18 protein-coding genes and 1 tRNA gene are annotated in these 20,766 nt (G+C 64.0%); 9 read left to right on the top strand and 10 right to left on the bottom strand.

From position 1 onward, the window contains the following. Window positions 1-24: 24 nt before the first annotated feature. The 7 genes from NKJ89_RS14605 to NKJ89_RS14575 all read right to left on the bottom strand — a co-directional run bounded on the left by NKJ89_RS14605 (window position 25) and on the right by NKJ89_RS14575 (window position 6,831). Window positions 25-906 carry a branched-chain amino acid ABC transporter permease gene (locus NKJ89_RS14605; RefSeq protein ID WP_352603345.1) on the bottom strand — a complete coding sequence of 294 codons (882 nt, stop codon included), beginning with the start codon at window positions 904-906 and terminating at the stop codon, window positions 25-27. Beyond that, window positions 903-1,835, bottom strand: a complete 933-nt coding sequence (locus tag NKJ89_RS14600; RefSeq protein ID WP_352603343.1) for an ABC transporter ATP-binding protein — start codon at window positions 1,833-1,835, stop codon at window positions 903-905. The genes NKJ89_RS14605 and NKJ89_RS14600 overlap by 4 nt, the downstream gene beginning before the upstream one ends. A 122-nt stretch (window positions 1,836-1,957) precedes the next feature. Beyond that, a complete protein-coding gene (gene sfnG / locus NKJ89_RS14595) occupies window positions 1,958-3,061 on the bottom strand; it encodes a dimethylsulfone monooxygenase SfnG (protein ID WP_352603341.1) in 1,104 nt (367 codons plus the stop codon). 141 nt (window positions 3,062-3,202) lie between these two features. Then, the gene (locus NKJ89_RS14590; protein WP_352603339.1) at window positions 3,203-4,663 is read right to left on the bottom strand and encodes an FAD/NAD(P)-binding protein; all 1,461 of its coding nucleotides are present in this window, start codon (window positions 4,661-4,663) and stop codon (window positions 3,203-3,205) included. Next, window positions 4,660-5,832 carry an FMNH2-dependent alkanesulfonate monooxygenase gene (gene ssuD, locus NKJ89_RS14585; protein WP_352603337.1) on the bottom strand — a complete coding sequence of 391 codons (1,173 nt, stop codon included), beginning with the start codon at window positions 5,830-5,832 and terminating at the stop codon, window positions 4,660-4,662. Before ssuD ends, NKJ89_RS14590 begins: the two co-directional genes overlap by 4 nt. Window positions 5,833-6,193: 361 nt before the next feature. Then, a tRNA-Ala gene (locus NKJ89_RS14580) sits at window positions 6,194-6,269 on the bottom strand. Window positions 6,270-6,441: 172 nt separating this feature from the next. After that, the gene (locus tag NKJ89_RS14575; RefSeq protein ID WP_023761480.1) at window positions 6,442-6,831 is read right to left on the bottom strand and encodes a TIGR02300 family protein; all 390 of its coding nucleotides are present in this window, start codon (window positions 6,829-6,831) and stop codon (window positions 6,442-6,444) included. A gap of 206 nt (window positions 6,832-7,037) precedes the next feature. On the opposite strand from NKJ89_RS14575, the gene aroA reads away from it, so the two are divergent. The 3 genes from aroA (at window position 7,038) to rpsA (ending at window position 11,207) form a co-directional block, all read left to right on the top strand. Further along, on the top strand, window positions 7,038-8,396 hold the full coding sequence (aroA, locus tag NKJ89_RS14570; protein WP_352603334.1) for a 3-phosphoshikimate 1-carboxyvinyltransferase: 1,359 nt from the start codon (window positions 7,038-7,040) through the stop codon (window positions 8,394-8,396). Window positions 8,397-8,650: 254 nt separating this feature from the next. Then, on the top strand, window positions 8,651-9,301 hold the full coding sequence (cmk, locus tag NKJ89_RS14565) for a (d)CMP kinase (RefSeq protein ID WP_352603332.1): 651 nt from the start codon (window positions 8,651-8,653) through the stop codon (window positions 9,299-9,301). Between the two features lie 208 nt (window positions 9,302-9,509). Beyond that, complete coding sequence (gene rpsA / locus NKJ89_RS14560; RefSeq protein WP_013528183.1) at window positions 9,510-11,207, top strand: 30S ribosomal protein S1; 1,698 nt, start codon at window positions 9,510-9,512, stop codon at window positions 11,205-11,207. 84 nt (window positions 11,208-11,291) lie between these two features. On the opposite strand, the gene NKJ89_RS14555 is transcribed toward rpsA, so the two are convergent. From NKJ89_RS14555 to NKJ89_RS14545, 3 genes are all read right to left on the bottom strand, one after another. Next, window positions 11,292-11,999, bottom strand: a complete 708-nt coding sequence (locus NKJ89_RS14555) for an SDR family NAD(P)-dependent oxidoreductase (RefSeq protein ID WP_352603330.1) — start codon at window positions 11,997-11,999, stop codon at window positions 11,292-11,294. Between the two features lie 189 nt (window positions 12,000-12,188). Next, window positions 12,189-13,778 carry a 5-guanidino-2-oxopentanoate decarboxylase gene (locus NKJ89_RS14550; RefSeq protein WP_352603328.1) on the bottom strand — a complete coding sequence of 530 codons (1,590 nt, stop codon included), beginning with the start codon at window positions 13,776-13,778 and terminating at the stop codon, window positions 12,189-12,191. Next, entirely contained in the window at window positions 13,775-14,623 is an 849-nt protein-coding gene (locus NKJ89_RS14545) for a dimethylarginine dimethylaminohydrolase family protein (RefSeq protein WP_352603360.1), read from the bottom strand. Before NKJ89_RS14545 ends, NKJ89_RS14550 begins: the two co-directional genes overlap by 4 nt. 216 nt (window positions 14,624-14,839) lie before the next feature. Between NKJ89_RS14545 and NKJ89_RS14540 the strand changes: the two genes are divergently transcribed. The 6 genes from NKJ89_RS14540 (at window position 14,840) to NKJ89_RS14515 (ending at window position 20,762) form a co-directional block, all read left to right on the top strand. Then, a complete protein-coding gene (locus tag NKJ89_RS14540) occupies window positions 14,840-15,655 on the top strand; it encodes an ABC transporter ATP-binding protein (protein WP_352603326.1) in 816 nt (271 codons plus the stop codon). Window positions 15,656-15,709: 54 nt separating this feature from the next. Further along, window positions 15,710-16,507, top strand: a complete 798-nt coding sequence (locus NKJ89_RS14535) for a transporter substrate-binding domain-containing protein (protein ID WP_352603324.1) — start codon at window positions 15,710-15,712, stop codon at window positions 16,505-16,507. A gap of 206 nt (window positions 16,508-16,713) precedes the next feature. After that, window positions 16,714-17,379: an ABC transporter permease gene (locus tag NKJ89_RS14530; protein WP_352603358.1), complete on the top strand. Its 666-nt coding sequence runs from the start codon at window positions 16,714-16,716 to the stop codon at window positions 17,377-17,379. Then, on the top strand, window positions 17,379-18,188 hold the full coding sequence (locus tag NKJ89_RS14525; protein WP_023761471.1) for an ABC transporter permease: 810 nt from the start codon (window positions 17,379-17,381) through the stop codon (window positions 18,186-18,188). The genes NKJ89_RS14530 and NKJ89_RS14525 overlap by 1 nt, the downstream gene beginning before the upstream one ends. A 103-nt stretch (window positions 18,189-18,291) precedes the next feature. Continuing rightward, window positions 18,292-19,293 (top strand): Ldh family oxidoreductase, encoded by a 1,002-nt coding sequence (locus NKJ89_RS14520; protein ID WP_023761470.1) that lies wholly within the window; start codon window positions 18,292-18,294, stop codon window positions 19,291-19,293. A gap of 494 nt (window positions 19,294-19,787) precedes the next feature. After that, a complete protein-coding gene (locus NKJ89_RS14515; protein WP_352603322.1) occupies window positions 19,788-20,762 on the top strand; it encodes a complex I NDUFA9 subunit family protein in 975 nt (324 codons plus the stop codon). Window positions 20,763-20,766: the final 4 nt, after the last annotated feature.

Genomic DNA, 20,766 nt, shown 5'->3' with positions numbered 1-20,766 from the left:
CATCGTTCAGATCCTCTCGACGAGCTACTGGCCGACCCGGCAGGAAGGGCGGATGAGCAGGAATACGAGCGCGCAGCCATAGGCGAACCAGCTCTCGCTGCCGCCGCCGAAATAGTCGCCGATATAGACCTCGGCGAGCTTCTCGCTGGCGCCGATCAAGAGCCCGCCGACGATGGCGCCGAGGATGGAATCGAAGCCGCCGAGCACAAGCACGGGCAGCGCCTTGAGCACCACCAGCGACAGCGAGAACTGCACGCCGAGGCGTGCGCCCCAGAGCAGTCCCGCCACCAGCGCGACGAGGCCGGCGGCGGCCCAGACTGTCGCCCAGATCAAGGGCAGCCTGAGGCCGACCGCGAGTGCGGCGAACTGGTCGTCGGCGACAGCGCGGAAGGAGAGGCCGATGCGGGTGTAGCGGAAGAACAGCGACAGCAGGACAACCATGCCGGCGGCGACCACGGCGGCGAAGATGTCGAACTGGCTGATCAGCACGCCGCCGATTTCCAGCGGCACGTCCTCGATGCCGAGATCGAGGCCGTGGACCTGCGTGCCCCAGATCAGCTGGGCGGCGCCCTCGATGATGTAGGACAGGCCGAGCGTCGCCATGAACAGGGTGATCGGCGGCTTGTTGGTCAACGGCCGCAGCACCGTGCGCTCGATGGCGATGCCGATGGCCACCATGATGGCGAAGTTGATCACCAGCGCCAGCGCGAACGGAACCCCACGCTCGACAAGGCTGACGAAGGTGAGTGCGGCGAACAAGAGCATCGCGCCTTGCGCGAAATTGAGCACGCCCGAGGTCTTGTAGATCAGCACGAAGCCGATCGCGACCAGCGAGTACATGACGCCGGAAAGCAGACCGCCGACGAGCACTTCGATGAAGAACTGGTAGTCGAAGTCGGCGATCATATGCCTGCCCCGTCCTCATTGTCCGAGGCGACGCCGAGATAGGCATCGATGACGCGCTGGTCGTTTCTGACTTCCTCGGGTGTGGCATCGGCGATCTTGCGGCCGTAGTCGAGAACGGCGATGCGGTCGGACAGTCCCATGACGACGCCGACATCATGCTCGATCAGCACCACGGTGGTGGCGAAGCGGTCGCGCGCGGCGCGGACGAAGGCCGCCATCTCGCTCTTTTCGCTTGCAGTCATGCCGGCCATCGGCTCGTCGAGCAAAAGCAGGCGCGGCGCGGCGACCAGAGCGCGGGCGAGTTCGACCCGCTTCTGCAGCCCGTAAGGCAGTGTACCGGCAAGGCGATCACGAACAGCAGCAAGATCGAGGAATTCGAGGATCTGGTCGGCACGGCTGAGCGAGTCGCGCTGCTCGACACGCGAGCGGCCGATGCCCAGCACCTGGCCGGCAAAGTTGGAGCGGACCTTGTAAGCGAGGCCTGAAGCGACATTGTCGAGGACGCTGAGGCCCTTGAACAGCGCAAGGTTCTGGAAAGTCCTGGCGACGCCCAGATGCGCCAGCCGCTGCGTCGGGACCTGGGCATAGAAGATGCCGTCGAGCTGGACATGGCCGCGATCCGGCCGATAAACGCCGCTGATGACGTTGATCAGCGAACTCTTGCCGGCGCCGTTCGGACCGATGATCGCCCGTATCTCGCCGGGATGAACCGACAGGTCGATATCGGCCAGTGCTACGACGCCGCCGAACGACAGACCGATGCCTTGAAGCGAGAGCAGTGGAGCAGTGGCACCGGCAGCGGACCCTGCCGGCTCGTCACGGTCCTCGGACTGCTGCTCCCGCAGGCTTGACGGCAGGCCACGCGCAAAGACTTCCGGTGCATAGGCGGAAGCCTCCATCACTCCTAAGGCATAACTGGGCAGAGGCATTCCAACAGTCCTCGATGTCTTCAGCAGGCACGCAAATCCCCGTGGCCGCTCGACGGATCGAGCCTGCCGGGCAACCCTTCATTCGTTTGCTGGCTGGAACCAGTCCGGCCAGGCTGTGGGGGCTACTCTGCTGCCAGCGACGCTGCCGCCTCGGCGTTTTCCAGCTCGCGAACGAGCGGGATGACATGCTTGCCGAAATACTCGACTTCTTCCTGGAAGTGCAGGAAGCCGAGCAGGATGAGATCGGCACCGGCGCGCTTCAGGTCGACGATGCGCTCGGCGACTTGCCTCGGCGTGCCGATCAGGTTCGAACGGAAGCCGTCATTGTACTGGACCAGATCGTCGAAGGAGGATTTCGCCCAATTGCCCTCGCCCTCCGGCGAAGCCTTGCCGGCATTCTTGACCTCATGGCCAAAGGCGTTGACCGCCTTGGGATTGGCCTTGGCGATGATCTCGGCAAGCACCGCCCTGGCTTCGTCCTCGGTCTCGCGAACGACGGCAAAGGCGTTGACGCCGACCTTGACGGAATGGTTGTTGGCTCTCGCCTTGGACTGGATATCGTCGACCTGCTTCGCGATCTCGGCCGGCGTGTTGCCGTTGGTGAAGTACCAATCCGAGACGCGCGATGCCATATCGCGCGCGGCACGTGACGATCCGCCCTGGAAGATTTCGGGCAGCGGATGCGGCGGTTTCGGCTTCAGCGAATATTCGTTGAAACGATAGAAATCGCCGCGGAAGGTGAAGCTGTCTTCGGTCCATATTCCGCGCAGCGCACGGATGAATTCCTCCGAGCGGCGATAGCGCTCGTCATGGTCGAGCCAATGCTCGCCGATGGCGTGAAACTCGCCGCGGAACCACCCGGAGACGAGGTTGATCGCCACGCGGCCGTTGGTCAAATAGCTGATGGTGGCGATCTGCTTGGCCGCCAGCGCCGGGTTCCACGGTCCGGGCAGGATCGCTGCGATAACCTTGAGCGTCGTGGTCGCCGCCAGCAGATCATGGCTGAAGGCCACCGATTCATGCTGTTCGTCGGCGCCGTAGCCGGCGGTGAAACGGATCTGGCTGAGCGCGTAGTCGAAGCCGGACTTCTCGGCGATCTGCGCCAGCTTTCGGTTGTACTCGGCCGAATGATTGGTGCGCTGCTCGATGTTGGAAATCACCAGGCCGCCCGAAACATTGGGCACCCAGTAGGCGAATTTGATCGGGTCGGCTTCTGCGTGTGCCATAAACTGTCTCCCATTCAGGCCGTGTCGTTGATCGCTCCGGTCGCGCCGGCTTCCCGATATTTATTATGTTTATAGAATATATATACAAAGAAGGATTTTCCGTTTTTGGGGCCCTCATGGGACGGAAATACCAATTTCTGCTCAGCAGGTTGCCGATGTCAGCCCGCGAGCAGCATTGGCACTGACGGCCGGCGGCAGCGCTTCGACCAGCTTTGCAATTTCGGCCGCGACGTTCTGGGCATGGCGGGCGACCTCGGGCAGGCCCATAAGTTCGCCGAAAGTCCCTCGTGCCAGCGGGCCGGCGACGAAGAGTGTCGTGACCGACCTGCCATCCCGGTCGACGGCGCGGCTGTCGAGACCCGTCTCGATGCCAAGCCCGTATCGGTCAGCCTTGATCAGCCCGGCTTCAGTCAGCGAGCGCAATGCCGGGTTCAGTTGTAGCGCCTGCTGATGCGCCGGGCCGGTGGTGTTGATGATGGCATCGAAGCGCGTCGTCTCGATCCGCGTCTGCCCGCGCCGTTGAAAGCTGACAGCCAGGCTGCCGTCCTCATCGTTCGATGCGACAAGCCTGGCAGCAATGGTTTCGAATGTGCCGGCCGCATGGCGGCGGTCGAGCACGGAAGCGACCTGCGGGGCGATCCTGAAGCGATGCACGTCCCAGAACACCCGCAGCTGGCGGACCAGCCTTGCCCGCTCCGGTGGGGCAAGTGCGGCCCACAGCACCGGGCCCTGCAGGCGCAGCTGGTCGAAGACGGACTGCCAGTTGACATTGGCCACATGTGCCGCTGCCAGCGTCGCGCGAATGTTCTTGAGCAGGCCAAGCGCCGTCGTGGCCGGTGCGGACGCAAAGTCGCCGAAGGGTTCGCCCCTGAAGTCCGGGTGGCCGCGCGAGCGCAGCCCGCGGCGCGACAGCGCCAGGATGCGGCCGCGATGGCCACGGCGGTCGAGCTCGGCGACCATGTCGGCCGAAGTCAGTCCGGAGCCGACGATCAGCACCTGTGCGTCCGGCGCGATCCCGGCAAGCGCGGCTGGCGCGTACGGATCGGCGATGAAACCCGATGCTTCAGACAGCGAGGCCAGTGCGGTGGGAATTCCAGGCTGCGGATGCGTCGCTGCCAGGACGACGATGTCGGCGGCAACCGATCCGCTGGGCGTGTACACAGTCCAGCCCGTCCCATCCGTCTCACGCGTCACGCGTGTCGCGAGACCCTCGACATGACGGATAACGCCGGAACTGAGATGGGGCGCCAGATGCTCGGCAACATAGCGGCCGAACACGCGCCGGCGCGGATAGGCATCGCCGTTCTTCCAGATGGCGTCCGGGTCGAGTTGCAATTCTCCGCTGCCAGTCAACCAGCGCGCAAAATGCTGCGGATCGTCGGGAGCCATGCTCATTCTGGCGGCCGGAACATTAACCCGATGCGACGGCTCCTCGGTGGAATAGGCAAGACCGCCGCCGAGCACCGGCCGCGGCTCGATCACGGAAGTCGACAGGCGCTCCGGCCAATAGCTTCGCGCCAGCTGCCAAGCTACCGCCGAGCCGGAAAAGCCGCCGCCGATTATGGCGACGTGCAATCGCGGGACCGAAGGCAGCGCGTTCACGAGGCGCTTGCGAGCGACTTCGGCCGGTGATCGCCGGCGATGGTCTCGCCGAACGGGCCGGTGTTGACGGACGAGGCGGCAAGTTTGACCGGATGATCGGTCGGCAATTTCGGCAGCACCAGTTCACCGAAGCGATAGGCTTCTTCGAGATGCGGGTAGCCGGACAGGATGAACGTGTCGATGCCGAGGCGTCGGTATTCGTCGATGCGCTCAGCGATCGTGTCGGGATCGCCGACAAGCGCTGTTCCCGCGCCGCCGCGCACCAGGCCGACACCGGCCCAGAGGTTGGGCGCGATCTCGAGCTTGGCGCGGTTGCCGCCATGCAGCGCGCTCATCCGCGCCTGGCCGACCGAATCCATGCGGGCAAAGACCTTCTGCGCCGAAGCGATCGTCGTGTCGTCGAGCCGGCTGATCAGCCTGTCGGCGGCGGCCCACGCCTCTTCGGTGGTTTCGCGGACGATGACATGCAGGCGAATGCCGAAGGAGAGCTTGCGGCCGGCCTTCTGCGCCAGTTCGCGCACGCCATCCAGCTTGCGCTCGACATCGGCGGGCGGCTCTCCCCATGTCAAATACTTGTCGATCTCCTGCGCCGCCACCACGGATCCGGCGTCGGACGAGCCACCGAAATAGAGCGGCGGATAGGGCGTCTGCACCGGTGGAAACAGCAGCCTTCCGTCCTCGATGCGGAAATGCTTGCCCTGGTGCTCGACCGTCTCGCCGCTCAGTACCCGCTTGTAGATCTGCAGGAACTCCTGGGTCACCTCGTAGCGCTCGGCATGCGACAGGAAGATGCCATCGCCCTTGTTCTCCAGCGGATCGCCGCCGGTGACCACGTTGATCAGCAGGCGCCCGTTGGAAATGCGATCCAGCGTCGCGGTCATGCGCGCGGCGAGCGTCGGCGACTGCAGGCCGGGCCGCACTGCGACAAGGAAACGCAATCGCTCGGTCAGTGGCGCCAGCGCCGATGCGATCACCCACGAATCCTCGCATGCCCGGCCGGTCGGCAACAGCACGCCGTAGTAGCCCAGCGTATCGGCTGCCTTCGCCACTTGCGTCAGATAGGGCAGATCGACGGCCCTGCCGCCTTCCGTGGTGCCGAGATAACGGCTGTCGCCATGCGTCGGCAGAAACCAGAGCACCTTGATGCGTTCGGGAATATCTTTGGTCATGGCCTGCCTCCCGTGCGCCGACTGGCCTGGTCGGATATAGCTGGCTTGGTTAAGGGGGAGCGCAAGAGAGTGGGCATGGCGTGTCCTGTCCGGGGAAAACCAGATCGCCAGTGCAGATTGCTTATTCAACAAAATCTGTAGAGTTAGTTTATTCCAATTCCGCCGCCGTTATTGGAATTTCTCTCCGTCGCTCGAACCCGAACTATCGGCTGCGACCCTTTGATGGACCGTGGGCCGCTGCCTCGCCATTCCGAAACCCGGCTACGGCGGACAGGCGATCGAGCAGCATGAAGCCATTCTCGAGCTGGCAAGCCTTTGAAGAGGCGCGATTATCCGCAAGGAAGTTTGCAGAGGGACTGTTTGGTGGAGCCAATCGGGATCGAACCGACGACCTCTTGAATGCCATTCAAGCGCTCTCCCAACTGAGCTATGGCCCCACTTCCGGCAGTCAACCGGCGCCGTTTCCGGCGAAGAGATCCGGCGCGGGTTGGAGACCGCGCCGTTAGTGCAGGCGGCTTCTAACCCCGCCTTTCGTCAATATCAAGCCTTCGAGAGCCGCTTTTTCGCCACAGGCCACGAAAGCCTGCAAACGCCCACTTTCAAGGCCGATCAGACCTCGTCGTCGTCGTCGCCGACGCCGATCATGTCGGCAACGTCGTCGTCTTCTTCCTCTTCGTCGGCGAGGAAAGTATCGTCTTCGTCTTCGCCGAGATCGACATCATCCTCGTCGTCGCCAAGATCCGGCAGGTCGTCGCCCTTGACGTCCTCGTCGGCCTCTTCGAGCGAGACGACCTCGACGCCCTCTTCTTCCTCGGCATCCACTTCCTTCTCGGCCACTTCCTCTTCCTCCTCGAGGGCGGCAATCTTGCCTTCCTCGAAATAGGAACGCGGATAGGTCTTGCCGGTGTACGGCGAGACGATCGGGTCCTTGTTCAGGTCGTAGAATTTTCGGCCCGTCTCCGGGTCGATACGTTTTGTGCCAAGTTCAGTTTTTGCCACGGCAAGCCTCGTCAATAAAAGAGTGGTCCCCTTAACCACAGTTTGCAGCGCTGTCAAAGCGAAAAGCCGGCGTCACAAAACCATGCATTGGAAGGCCTCGCGTCAGTGACGACCACGGGGGATGACCATTTCGGCCCGCCGTGATACGAGACCGCCGCAACAAATGAAAAGCGCCGGCCCGCCGGCATTCCGTCCAGGGAAATTCCATGTCTCACGCCGCCGCCCCAAAGCCGGCCACCGCCCGCAAATCATCCGCCCTTTCCGGCACGGCTCGCGTGCCGGGCGACAAGTCGATCTCGCACCGCTCCTTCATGTTCGGCGGCCTTGCCTCTGGCGAGACCCGCATCACCGGCCTGCTCGAAGGCGAGGACGTGATGCGCACGGGTGCGGCCATGAAGGCGATGGGCGCGCATATAGAAAAACGCGGCGCGGAGTGGGTGATCCGCGGCACCGGCAACGGCGCGCTGCTGCAGCCGGAAGGCCCGCTCGATTTCGGCAATGCCGGCACCGGCTCGCGGCTGACCATGGGCCTTGTCGGCACCTATGACATGGAAACGACCTTCATCGGCGACGCCTCGCTGTCTGGCCGGCCGATGGGGCGGGTGCTCGAACCCTTGCGCCAGATGGGCGTGCAGGTGCTGAAGGCGACGCCCGGCGACCGCATGCCGATCACGCTGCATGGGCCCAAGCACGCCGCACCGATCACTTATCGTGTGCCGATGGCCTCGGCGCAGGTGAAGTCGGCGGTGCTGCTGGCCGGGCTGAACACGCCGGGCATCACCACCGTCATCGAGCCTGTCATGACGCGCGACCACACCGAAAAGATGCTGAAGGGATTTGGAGCCAATTTGTCGGTCGAGACCGACGAGCGCGGCGTGCGCCATATCTTCATAGAAGGCCAGGGCAAGTTGACCGGGCAGACCATCGCGGTGCCGGGCGATCCATCCTCGGCCGGTTTCCCGCTGGTGGCCGCCCTGATCGTGCCCGGATCAGACATAACAATCGAAAACGTGCTGATGAACCCGACCCGCACCGGGCTGCTGCTGACGTTGCAAGAAATGGGCGGCAAGATCGACATCCTGAACCCGCGCAACGCCGGCGGCGAGGATGTGGCCGACCTGCGCGTGCGTTATTCCGAGCTCAAGGGCGTCACCGTGCCGCCCGAGCGGGCGCCGTCGATGATCGACGAGTATCCGGTGCTGGCGGTCGCGGCGAGCTTCGCCGAGGGCGAGACGCTGATGCAGGGGCTGGAGGAGCTGCGGGTGAAAGAGTCGGACCGACTGTCGGCCGTCGCCAAAGGACTGATGCTCAACGGCGTCGACTGCACCGAGGGCGAAGCTTCGCTTGCCGTGCGCGGCAAACCGGGTGGCAAGGGGCTCGGTGGACACCCCAACGGCCAGGACACGACCGTGCAGACCCATCTCGACCACCGCATCGCGATGAGCTTTCTGGTGATGGGCCTAGCCACGGAAAAGCCGGTTACCATCGACGATCAGGCGATGATCGCGACGAGCTTTCCGGAGTTCATGGGGCTGATGAAGGGGTTGGGCGCGGAGATTGGGTGACCGTTGATGGGTTGGAGCCAAACTGGAATGCTAGCGGGACAGCACCCCCCTCTGTCCTGCCGGACATCTCCCCCGCAAGGGAGATCAGTCGACATCGCGGGTTTCGCCAACAGTCAACGCTGCAGAATTGAGCGGAGCGCCAATGCTGCCAATCTCCCCCCTTGCGGGGGAGATGTCCGGCAGGACAGAGGGGGGTGCGAAGGATCGCGGCGCTTGTCCTTTTCATCGCGCCTTTCGATCGCGGCGGCCAGCCAATGAGCATCCCCTTCACCATCGCCATCGACGGACCCGCCGGCGCCGGCAAGGGCACCCTCGCCCGCCGGCTGGCCGACCACTACCGGCTGAACCTGCTCGACACCGGTCTCACCTATCGCGCCGTGGCCTACGCGCTGATCCAGCACGCGCTGCCGCTCGACAATGTCTCGGCCGCCGAAACCGCTGCCCGCCAGGTCGACCTGGCCAAACTCGACCGCATGGTGCTGTCGGCACATGCGGTCGGCGAGGCGGCCTCGAAGGTCGCGGTGTTCCCGACCGTGCGGCGCATCCTCGTCGAAAAGCAGCGCGACTTCGCCAAGACGCCGCCGGGCGCGGTGCTCGATGGGCGCGACATCGGCACCGTCGTCTGCCCCGACGCCGACATCAAACTCTATGTGACGGCGAGCGCCGAGGTGCGCGCGAAGCGCCGGCTGGCCGAGATCGAGAGCATCGGCGGCACCGCCGATTTCGCCGAAATCCTCGCCGATATCGTGCGCCGCGACGAGCGCGACATGGGCCGCGCCGACTCGCCCTTGAAGCCGGCGACCGACGCGCACTTGCTTGATACCAGCGAAATGGCTATAGAAGCCGCGTTTCTTGCAGCCAAGGCGATCATCGACGACGTGTTGGCCAAGAGAGACAACGCCTGATCCGGGTTTTTCCCTCGCGTTTCCGTTGTCGGAGGCGAAGAAGACACCCATATCGGGCACGAACCAGCCTGCCAGCATTCTTCATGCGCCGGAGTTGCCGCTTAAAGAGCGGCCCAGGGCTTTTGTAGCCCGGAACGCCGGCAGGCTAACGCAACGCTAACCCACGGCGCCCGTCCCGCTTGAGATGCGGGACATTCCAGGAGAAACAATGTCAGCTGCAAATCCCACTCGCGATGATTTCGCGAGCCTGCTCGAAGAATCATTTACCACAGGCCATTCCGGCGAAGGCCAGGTCGTTAAGGGCACGATCACCGCGATCGAAAAGGACATGGCCATCATCGACGTCGGCCTCAAGGTCGAAGGCCGCGTGCCGCTGAAGGAATTCGGCGTCAAGGGCAAGGACACCACCCTCAAGGTCGGTGACACCGTCGAAGTCTATGTCGAGCGTATCGAGAACGCGCTTGGCGAAGCGATGCTTTCGCGTGAGAAGGCCCGCCGCGAAGAGAGCTGGGTCCGTCTCGAAGAGAAGTTCACCAAGGGTGAGCGCGTCGAAGGCGTCATCTTCAACCAGGTCAAGGGCGGCTTCACCGTCGACCTCGACGGCGCCGTTGCCTTCCTGCCGCGCAGCCAGGTCGATATCCGCCCGATCCGCGACGTCTCCCCGCTGATGCACAACCCGCAGCCCTTCGAGATCCTCAAGATGGATCGCCGCCGCGGCAACATCGTGGTGTCGCGCCGTACCGTGCTCGAGGAGAGCCGCGCCGAACAGCGTTCGGAAATCGTGCAGAACCTCGAAGAAGGCCAGGTTGTCGAAGGCGTCGTCAAGAACATTACCGATTACGGTGCGTTCGTCGACCTCGGCGGCATCGACGGCCTGCTGCATGTCACCGACATGGCATGGCGCCGCGTCAACCATCCGACCGAAATCCTCAACATCGGTCAGACGGTCAAGGTGCAGATCATCCGCATCAACCAGGAAACCCACCGCATCTCGCTCGGCATGAAGCAGCTCGAGAGCGATCCGTGGTCCGAGATCGGCACCAAGTTCCCGATCGGCAAGAAGATCAAGGGTACCGTCACCAACATCACCGACTACGGCGCGTTCGTCGAGCTGGAGCCCGGCATCGAGGGTCTCATCCACGTTTCGGAAATGTCGTGGACGAAGAAGAACGTGCATCCCGGCAAGATCCTGTCGACGACGCAGGAAGTCGACGTGGTGGTGCTCGAGGTCGATCCGGCCAAGCGCCGCATCTCGCTCGGCCTCAAGCAGACGCTCGAGAATCCGTGGCAGGCTTTCGCCTCGAGCCATCCGGTCGGCAGCCAGGTCGAGGGCGAGGTCAAGAACAAGACCGAGTTCGGCCTGTTCATCGGCCTCGAAGGCGACGTGGACGGCATGGTGCACCTTTCCGACCTCGACTGGACCCGTCCGGGCGAACAGGTCATCGAAGAGTACAATCGCGGCGATATGGTCAAGGCGCAGGTGCTCGACGTCGATATCGACAAGGAGCGCATCTCGCTCGGCATCAAGCAGCTGGCCAAGGATACGGTCGGCGAAGCGGCGACTTCAGGCGAACTGCGCAAGAACGCGGTCGTCACCTGCGAAGTCATCGGCGTCAAGGATGGCGGTCTGGAAGTGCGGCTGGTCGACAGCGGCATCGAGACCTTCATCAAGCGCTCAGATCTGAGCCGTGATCGCGACGAGCAGCGCCCCGAGCGCTTCACCGTCGGCCAGAAGGTCGACGCCCGCGTCATCGCCTTCGACAAGAAGACCCGCAAGCTGCAGGTCTCGATCAAGGCGCTGGAAATCGCAGAAGAGAAGGAAGCCGTCGCTCAGTACGGCTCGACCGACTCCGGCGCTTCGCTGGGCGACATCCTGGGTGCCGCGCTGAAGAAGCAGGGCAGCTAAGCCTCTTCGCATAGGCTCGAAAACAAAACCCCGCCGGAGCGATCCGGCGGGGTTTTTCTTTGACCAATGTAAAAGGTTGGAAGGTTACGCCCTGCCGTAAAGCGGTACCAGCGCGCCGCTCATCGCCTGATTGGCCGGCGAGGCCAGATAAGCGATGGCTTCGGCGGCGGCTTCGAGGCTGACCCATCTGGTGACATCGGCATCCGGCATGTCGGCGCGGTTTGCCGGCGTGTCGAGCGTCGACGGCGCCACGGCGTTGACCAGGATGCCCTTGTGCTTCAGCTCCTCGGCCATCGCCACCGTCATTGCTGCCACCGCCGCCTTGCTGGCGGCGTAAGCGACCGAGCCGGCGCCCTTGCGCGGTTCCAATGCCGCCCGTGCAGCGATATTGACGATGCGGCCTGCCGTGCCTGACGCCAGCATCGAGCGCACCGCCGCACGACAGCACAGGAAGGCGGTGCGCGCATTGGTATCCATCATCTCGGCGAAGGAAGCCGACTCGATCTTTTCCACCGGCGCCGCGGTAAAGCCGCCGGCCAGGTGGATCGAGCCCCACAGGTCCGGAACCTGGCTGTAGAACGCCTCGACCTTGGCGGAGTCCGATAGATCGACATTGTGCACCAGCTTGACACGATCATGCGCGGTGAAAGGGAAATGCGATGGTGCGGCGGCATGGGCATTGGGCACATGGCAGATCGCGCCGTCGCTCAGCAGTTTGCCGACAACCGCACCGCCGAGCGCGCCGGTTCCACCGGTCACGACGATATGCTTGCCTTCAAGGGTTTCCGTCATCTTGGACCGCTCCTGTCATTTTTTTTATCGTTAGGTCGTTTCTTGCGCCGCCGACGCGAAGCGTCGCGCCTTTCGCGCCATCACTCAATTGAAATCTCGACATGGCAGTTGTTGCGTCTTTGCATGCGTCCAGCCGCGGGCCAGCCACGGGTCATGCCAGCCGAGACGGGAAGCTCGCGCCACCGATGTTCAGTCAACCGTGATTTCGATGACGCGCGGCAGTCCGGTGGCCCGCGCGCGCTTCAGCGCATCTGCCAGAGCGTCGATATCGGCAAGCCGTTCGGCGCCGATGCCATAGGCCTCAGCCAGCTTGCAGAAATCCGGCGGTGCCGGCGACACGCCCACCGGCTCGACGCCGACATCGAGCATCGAGGTTTCGATCTCGCGATAGCCGCGATTGTTCCACACGATGAAGATTACGGGCGCCCCGGCATCGAGCGCGGCGCCCAGCTCCGGCAACGTGAACTGGAAACCGCCGTCACCGGTGAGGCAGACGGCCGGCGCCTCGGGCACAGCAAGGGCAGCTCCAATCGCCGCCGGCGGGCCATAGCCGAGTGCGCCGAAACCTGTCGCGGCATTGAACCAGCCGCCTGGTCGATCATGGTCATAATAGAGGTTGGCAGCATAGATCGGCTGCGTCGAATCGCCGACGATGAGTGCGCCAGGCAGCGCGTCGCGGATCGTCTCGACGGCGCGCACCTGCGCCTGCAGCGTCGGATTGAGCTCGGCAAAGGCCGCTTTGCGGGCCGCGGCGGCGCGCAAAGGGCCGCCCTCGCTTGCCGGAACATGGCTGATTTGCGGAAGCAGCGCCTCGAGCGCCTCGGCACAATCGGCCTGGATCGAAACCGTCGCCGGGCGGCGGGCAAGCTGGTCCGCGCCGATATCGATGCGGATCAAATTGACGGGCAGGACGAAGCCGCCATCGCTGTAGCCGTCATAGTCGGTCGGGCCGAATTCGGTTCCGGCGGCAATCACTAGATCCGCTTCGGCCATCAGCGCCCGCACTGCCTTCAGGCTGGGGCTGGCCGGCACGCAAAGCGGATGACCATGCAGCAGGCCGCGCGCGTTGGCGGTCTGGACGACCGGCGCACCCAGCCGTTCGGCCAGACGCCGCAATGGCGCTTCGGCCCGCTTGGCGCCGCCCCCGGCCAGGATCAGCGGGCGGCGCGCGGCAGCGATGAGTTTGGCAGCGCTGGCAATTGCAACGCCATCCGGCGCGGGCGGTGCCGCATTGCTCAGCATGGCGGAGATGCCGTCCGCCGGCTTGACCATGACGTCGGTCGGAATCTCGATGTGCACCGGCCCGGGCCGGGCCGATGAGAACAGCGCGAAGGCCTGCGCCAGCGCACCTGGCAATTCGCTGGCCTGGGTGACGCGCTGCGAAAACAGCGCAACCTTTTCCATCATGCCGCGCTGGTCAGGCAGTTCATGCAGGAAGCCGAGGCCCTTGCCCAAGGTCGGCGTGGCGTTAACCCCGGAGATGACTAGCATCGGCACCGAATCGGCACGCGCCTGACCCATGGCGGTGATGGTGTTGGTCAGCCCCGGTCCGGTGATGACGAAGGCGACGCCCGGCCTGCCGCTGGCGCGCGCATAGCCGTCGGCCATGAAGCCGGCGCCCTGTTCGTGGCGCGGCGTGACATGGCGGATGTTGGAGCGCGCCAGCCCCCGGTAGAGTTCGACCGTGTGCACGCCGGGAATGCCGAAGACCGTGTCGACGCCATGGGCTTCGAGCAGCGAAATGAGCGCCTCGCCGACGGTCGGGCCAATGTTGGTCATTGGCGCAGCACTGGCCGCGTCAGGCAGGTAGGGCCGCCCTCGCAGGCGATGCAGAGCGCATCCGCCTCGAAGATGGAGACCACGCAGCCGGCGGCCTGCATGGCAGCCGCCGTCTTGGGAAAGCCTGCAACGGCAATGACCTGGCGCGGCGCCGTCGGCAGCACGTTGAGGCTGAGCCCGTTGGAGGCGAAAAACTCGTCGGCATCGCCCTCGACCAGCGTGATGCCGCGCGCCCGCAGCATCTGGTAGAAGGCGGCCGGCAGCAAGGGCGCGTAGACCAGCGCCAGATCGTCGGCGAGCGGACTGATCACCGACATCAGATGCAGGCAGGCTTCCTCGCCGTGCCAGAGCGGCAGGTCGAAGCCTAAGACCGAAATGCCCTTGGGCGAGAGCAGATTAGCGAGTTGCTGGATACCGTCCTGGTTGGTGCGCACGCCACGACCGACGGCCAGCGTGGTCGCATCGACCCAGACGCAGTCGCCGCCTTCCACCTGGCCAGGGCTTTCAAGGCGCCCAAGGATGGGAATGCCCATGCGCTCGTAAGCTGCCTCATGCAGGCCGGGCTCGGCCTGGCGCAATGCCTTGCCCATCGAGAGAATAATCGCGCCATGATCGGTCATCAGCGACGGATCGTGGGTGAAGACGGAATCAGCCAGCCCGTCATCGGCATCCGTCAGCCATTCGATCTCGGCGCCGGAAGCCGCGACCATGCCGGACAGCTGCTCATGCTGGGCTGCGGCCTTTTGCGGATCGAAGCCTGGACCATAGTGCCATTCCTGTGCCCTGGCATGACGCATGGCGCTGGCGGCGGACCGCATCAGCACGCGTTTCAGGGGTCCGGCCATGGACTGCGACCCGTATGATTTGCCCACTCAATTCTCCCGAAACGTTCGTTGCCGCCACTAACCACTACGGCAAGCTCCGATCAATAGTCCAAAAACCATGGTTGACGGAGGCAAGCGGAACGGTCCATCCTGAGAATGGGAACTCTGTCAGTGACGGGTAATGGGTAAAAGATACCAGCAGCGACCGATTCTACCGCGCCGCGGAGCGTCGAAGGGATGACGGTTACAAGCGCCGCATCCGCACTGAAATACACGGCGCAGGACGGCGCCGCCGAAGCCATCCATGTCGAGAACCTGCACAAGAGGTTCGGTGAGTTGCATGTGCTGAAGGGCGTGTCCCTGTCGGCGCGTGACGGCGAGGTGATCGCCATTATCGGTGGCTCAGGCTCGGGCAAGTCGACGCTGCTGCGCTGCATCAACTGCCTGGAAAATCCGACCAGCGGTGTCATCCGGGTCAATGGCGAAGAGATCAAGCTCAAGGCCGACAGCCACGGCCACACGGTTCCGGCCGATCGCAAGCAGATCGAGCGCATCCGTTCCAAGCTCGGCATGGTGTTCCAGAACTTCAACCTGTGGAGCCACATGACGCTGATCGAGAACGTCATCGAGGTTCCGGTGCACGTGCTTGGCGTCAAGCGCGATGTGGCGATCGCAGAGGCCGAAAAGCTGCTCGCCCGCGTCGGCCTTGCCGAAAAGCGCGACGTCTATCCGGCCTATCTGTCGGGCGGCCAGCAGCAGCGGGCCGCTATCGCCCGGGCGCTGGCCATCAATCCGCGCGTCATGCTTTTCGATGAGCCGACCTCGGCGCTGGACCCTGAGCTGGTCGGCGAAGTGCTGAAGGTGATCGGCGACCTGGCACGCGAAGGCCGCACCATGGTGCTGGTCACCCATGAGATGAAGTTTGCCCGTGAGGTCGCGACGCATGTCGTCTACCTCTACAACGGGTTGGTCGAGGAAGAGGGGCCGCCGGAGCAGATATTCGGCGCACCGAAATCCGAAAGGCTGAAACAGTTCATCCGCAACATCGGCTAGGAACAGGCCGGGGCGGGAGAAACCGGGAACCAACAACAAACTGGGAGTCGTGAAATGAAGACCGTTCTGAAGACATTCGCCGCAGCGCTGCTGCTCGGCGTCGCCGCGATGGGGGTGGCCAAGGCCGATCCAGTCAAGATCGGCGTCGCCGCCGAACCCTATCCACCCTTCACCTCGCCCGATGCATCGGGCAAGTGGATCGGCTGGGAGATCGAGTTCATCGACGCAGTCTGCGCCGAAGAGAAGCTTGACTGCGTCATCACTCCGGTTGCCTGGGACGGCATCATTCCGGCGCTGACGACGAAGAAGATCGACCTCATCGTCAGCTCGATGTCGATCACCAATGAGCGCAAGAAGACGATCGACTTCTCGGACAAATATTATAACACGCCGACGGCGATCATCGGGCCAAAGGACCAGAAATTCGGCGCCACTCCGGACGACCTCAAGGGTAAGGTCATTGGCGTTCAGGTGTCGACCGTGCACGCCGTCTACGCCAAGAAGCACTTCACCGGAGCGGCGGAAATCAAGGAATACCAGACCCAGGACGAAGCCAACAACGATCTTGCGGCCGGCCGCCTCGACGCGGTGCAGGCCGATTCCATCGCGCTTGGCGAATTTCTCAAATCGGACCAGGGCAAGGCCTGCTGCGATCTGAAGGGCATGGTGGCACCGGATGACGAAGTGCTCGGACCGGGCGTCGGCGCCGGCGTGCGCAAGGAAGACACCGAGTTGAAGGACAAGATCAACGCCGGCATCAAGGCGATCCGCGCCAACGGCAAATACGACGAGATCTCGAAGAAGTACTTCGATTTTGACATTTACGGCGGCGGCGGCGCGCAGTCGAACTGACAATCCTCGCATGAGCCGAGGGGCATGGCGCCAGCGCCATGCCCCTCCTGCCCGATCTTTCCCAGGCATGTTTGCCGCCGACGCAGCCGTCGGTGGTTAGAGCCAGCAATCCGGGGGCGACGCTGATCGACGCATTTCTTTCGGCCTCGGCGGCCGGCATCATCGAACTTCTCTCGCCCAATGCGCCGGGCTGGGGCGGGACCCTTTTGGTTGGACTGCTGCATTCGATCGAGATCGCGCTGGGCGCCACATGTCTCGGTCTTTTGATCGGCACGTGCGGCGCCTATGGCAAGCTTTATGGCGGCCCGGTGGTGCGCGACCTGCTTGTGGTCTACACCACCATCGTGCGTGCCGTGCCCGAACTGGTGCTGATCCTGCTGCTCTATTACGCCGGAACCGACCTGATCAACCAGGCGCTGACGGCAATGGGCTATCAGCGCGTCGACATTAGTGGCCTTGCCGCCGGCATCGCCGTGCTCGGCTTTGTCCAGGGCGCCTATTCGACCGAGGTGATACGCGGCGCGATCCTGGCCATTCCGCAGGGGCAAATCGAAGCCGCCCGCGCCTATGGAATGTCTCCCGGCCTCCTCTTGCGGCGCATCACCTTGCCGGCAATGCTGCCCTTCGCCATACCGGGCCTCGCCAATCTCTGGCTGATCGCCACCAAGGACACTGCACTGCTGGCGGTCGTCGGCTTCTACGAGCTGGCGCTGGCAACGCGGCAGGCCGCCGGCGTCACCAAAGCCTATTTCACCTTCTTCGTCGCCGCGGGCGTGCTCTATCTGCTGTTGTCGCTGTTTTCCAACCTCCTCATCGGCCGGGTCGAGGCCTGGTCGCGGCGCGGCATGCCTTCGCTGAAGGAGGCGCGCTGATGGCCAACGAGGCGGCTATCATCAACGTCGTCGCGCGGACGTCGCTGTGGCTGCAGCCGCACCGTATCGTGCTGATCCTGATCGCACTCGGGCTGGTTCTGTCGGCGGCGTTTTTCATGCGCTGGGACTGGCTGCCGCAATATTATGAGATGGGATTGATCGGCATCTGGCGCTCGCTGTGGATCTTGGCCGTCACCTGCATTCTGGGCTTCCTGCTCGCCGTGCCGCTCGGGCTGGCGCAGGCCACCGGCTCCTTCTGGTTCGCCGCGCCCGCCAAGGTGTTCTGCACGGTGATCCGGGGCACGCCGCTGCTGATCCAGCTGTGGCTGCTCTATTACGGCCTGGGCTCGCTGTTTCCGCAATATCCGTGGATCCGTGGTTCCTGGATGTGGCCGTATCTGCGGCAAGCCTGGCCCTATGGCGTGCTGGCGTTGACCTTGTCTTTTGCCGGCTATGAAGGTGAAGTGATGCGCGGCGCCTTTGCCGGCGTGCCCAAGGGGCAACTCGAGGCCGCCCGCGCCTTCGGCATGAGCCGCTGGAAGGCATTCCGGCGCATCTGGTTGCCGCAAGCCATCTACCGGGCGCTGCCGACGCTGACCGGCGAGACCGTGCTGCAATTGAAGTCGACGCCGCTGGTGGCGACGATCAGCGTGATCGACATCTTCGCCGTTTCGTCCAAGGTGCGGCAGGATACCTACCTCACCTACGAACCCTTGCTGCTGCTGGCGCTGATCTACATGACGATCACCGGTATTCTGGTCTTCGCCTTCGGCAGGATCGAAGCCAGGATCCCGAACAAGATCGGCTAGCGAGTTAGCGAGTTAGCGAATAGCGAATAGTAAGCACTCGATATTTCCGCTATTTCCGCTACTCCCTACTCGCCATTCGCTATTCGCCCAGGAACTCATTGTGATGCAACTCAGTCTCGATCAGGCAAAAGGACTGTGCCGGATGGCGGCACTCGGCGCCGGCGCCAATGAGGAAGCGGCACAATCGCTAACCGCTTCGATCATATCAGCCGAGTCGGAAGGGGTTTCCTCCGTCGGGTTTTCGCATTTCATCGATTACCTCGAGGCGCTGGAAGCCGGCCGCATCGACGGCAACGCAGACCCGGTGATCACTCGGCCGGCGTTGGCGATCTACCTCTCCGATGCGCGCGGCGGGCTGGCGCATACCGGCTTCGACCGCACCATCGACGACCTCGCCAAGACGGCAAGACTGTTCGGCGTCGCCATCTTCTCGCAGAAGAACGCCTATACATGCGGCGCGCTCGGCTATTTTACCGGCCGGCTGGCAGCACAGGGGCTGGTGTCGTTCGCCGCCACCAACGGCCCGGCCGTGCTCGCCGGCTCCGGCTCGGTGAAGCCGGTCTACTGCACCAATCCGATGTCGTTTGCCGCACCCGCCGCCGACGGCGCGCCGCTCGTCATCGACCAGTCGTCGAGCGCCACCGCCTTCGTCAACATCCGCAAGGCGGCCGAGGACGGCAAGACAATCCCCGAAGGCTGGGCGCTGGACGCCAGCGGCAACCCGACCACCGATCCGGCCGCCGCCATGAAGGGTGCCATGCTTGCCTTCGGCGGCCAGCGCGGCGCCAACATCGCGCTGATGGTCGAAGTGCTGGCGGCGGGCCTGTCGGGCGCCAACTGGTCGCTCGACGCGCCATGGTTCGGCGGCGGACCGGACAGTCCGGGCACCGGGCTGTTCGTCCTTGCCATCGAACCCAAGCTGCTCGATCCGGATTTCGAGCAGCGGATGAAGGACCAGCTCGACCGGCTGCGGCGGCGCTTCGGCGTGCACGTGCCCGGTCGTGCCCGCGCTGAGGCCACAGAGAAGGCGCAAGCGCGTGGCATCACCGCGTCCAAGGCCGTGGTGCAGCGCATTTCCGAATTCGCGGCGCGCTACTCCTCCTGAATAATCCATTAGATATCCGATAGTTATCTTGGATCTGCCCGCTTGAAGTGTGGCGCGGTGCAATTTTCTTTGCGCCCCGCTGAACCTTTCTGCGCGCCGCCGCGACCCAGCTTTGTCCAGGGCAAAGCGAGCTTGCCGATCCACACCAGAAGATCGGCGGCACCATGTCGGATGTTCAGGGCTGGGGTGGGCGTACTTGCTTTACGCCCTCCTGACACCGTCTCAGGTCAGGCCGCTCCGTCGGCTCCCTGACTTCGCATGGATGTAGCCCGGAAAGCCCCGCCTCGGCGGGGTTTTCTGCGTTCTACGTCCACTTCTTTGGGCGGCGATCCCGCTGTTCTTCGTCGTTCCCGGCGGCAACCGCCACTCGGCCGGCCCCTGCATCGGCAAGGCATTCTGATAAGGCTGACAGCGACCACGCGTCACCCTTTGCCTTTGGCGCGAAACCGATTATGAAACGGCTTCAGCCAAGCTTGCGAGCGCCGGAGCCAGCCATGACCGAAATCCTGCAGACCCCAAAGCTCGTCGTCATCTTTGGCGGGTCAGGCTTTGTCGGCCGCCATGTCGTGCGCGCGCTGGCCAAGCGCGGCTATCGCATCCGGGTCGCCTGCCGGCGGCCAGATCTCGCCGGCCATCTGCAGCCGCTCGGCAATGTCGGCCAGATCCAGCCGGTGCAGGCCAATGTGCGCGTGCGCTGGTCGGTAGACCGTGCCGTGCAGGGTGCCGACCACGTCGTCAATCTGGTCGCCGTCCTGCATGAGAGCGGCCGGCAGAAATTCCCCGCCGTCCACGAGTTCGGCGCCCGCGCCGTGGCCGAGGCAGCGCGCGCCGTCGGCGCCGGCCTCACCCATATTTCCGCGCTTGGCGCCGACTTGAACTCCGCATCGGACTATGCGCGCACCAAGGCGCTCGGCGAAAAGGCCGTTCTGGAGACGATCAAGGACGCCGTCATTTTCCGGCCATCGATCAATTTCGGGCCCGAAGACGCCTTCTTCAACCGCTTCGCCAACATGGCGCGCTATTCGCCGGTGCTGCCGCTGATCGGCGGCGGCCAGACCAAATTCCAGCCTGTCTATGTCGGCGACGTCGCCGAAGCAGTGGCGCGCTCGGTCGACGGCAAGGTCGATGGCGGTCAGATCTATGAACTCGGCGGCCCCAAGGTACTCACCTTCAAGGAATGCATGGAAGAGTTGCTCCAGGTGATCGAACGCAAGCGCATGCTGGTGCCGGTGCCGTGGTGGGTTGCCAACATCCTGGCCTCGATCCTTGGCCTCTTGCCCAATCCGCTGCTGACCAAGGACCAGGTGATACAGCTGCGCGAGCACAACATCGTGTCGGACGCGGCGGTCAAAGCCAACAGGACACTCGCCGGGCTTGGCATCCAGCCGCAATCGATCGCGACGATCGTGCCCAGCTACCTCTGGCGCTACCGCGCTGCCGGCCAGTTCCAGCGCAAGCCCGCGGCATGATTCA

The sequence above is a fragment of the Mesorhizobium sp. M0047 genome, assembly GCF_040323315.1.
In the GTDB taxonomy this organism is placed as follows: domain Bacteria; phylum Pseudomonadota; class Alphaproteobacteria; order Rhizobiales; family Rhizobiaceae; genus Mesorhizobium.
The sequence above is the reverse complement of the archived record's forward strand: the minus strand, read 5'-3'. Positions and strand labels throughout refer to the sequence as shown.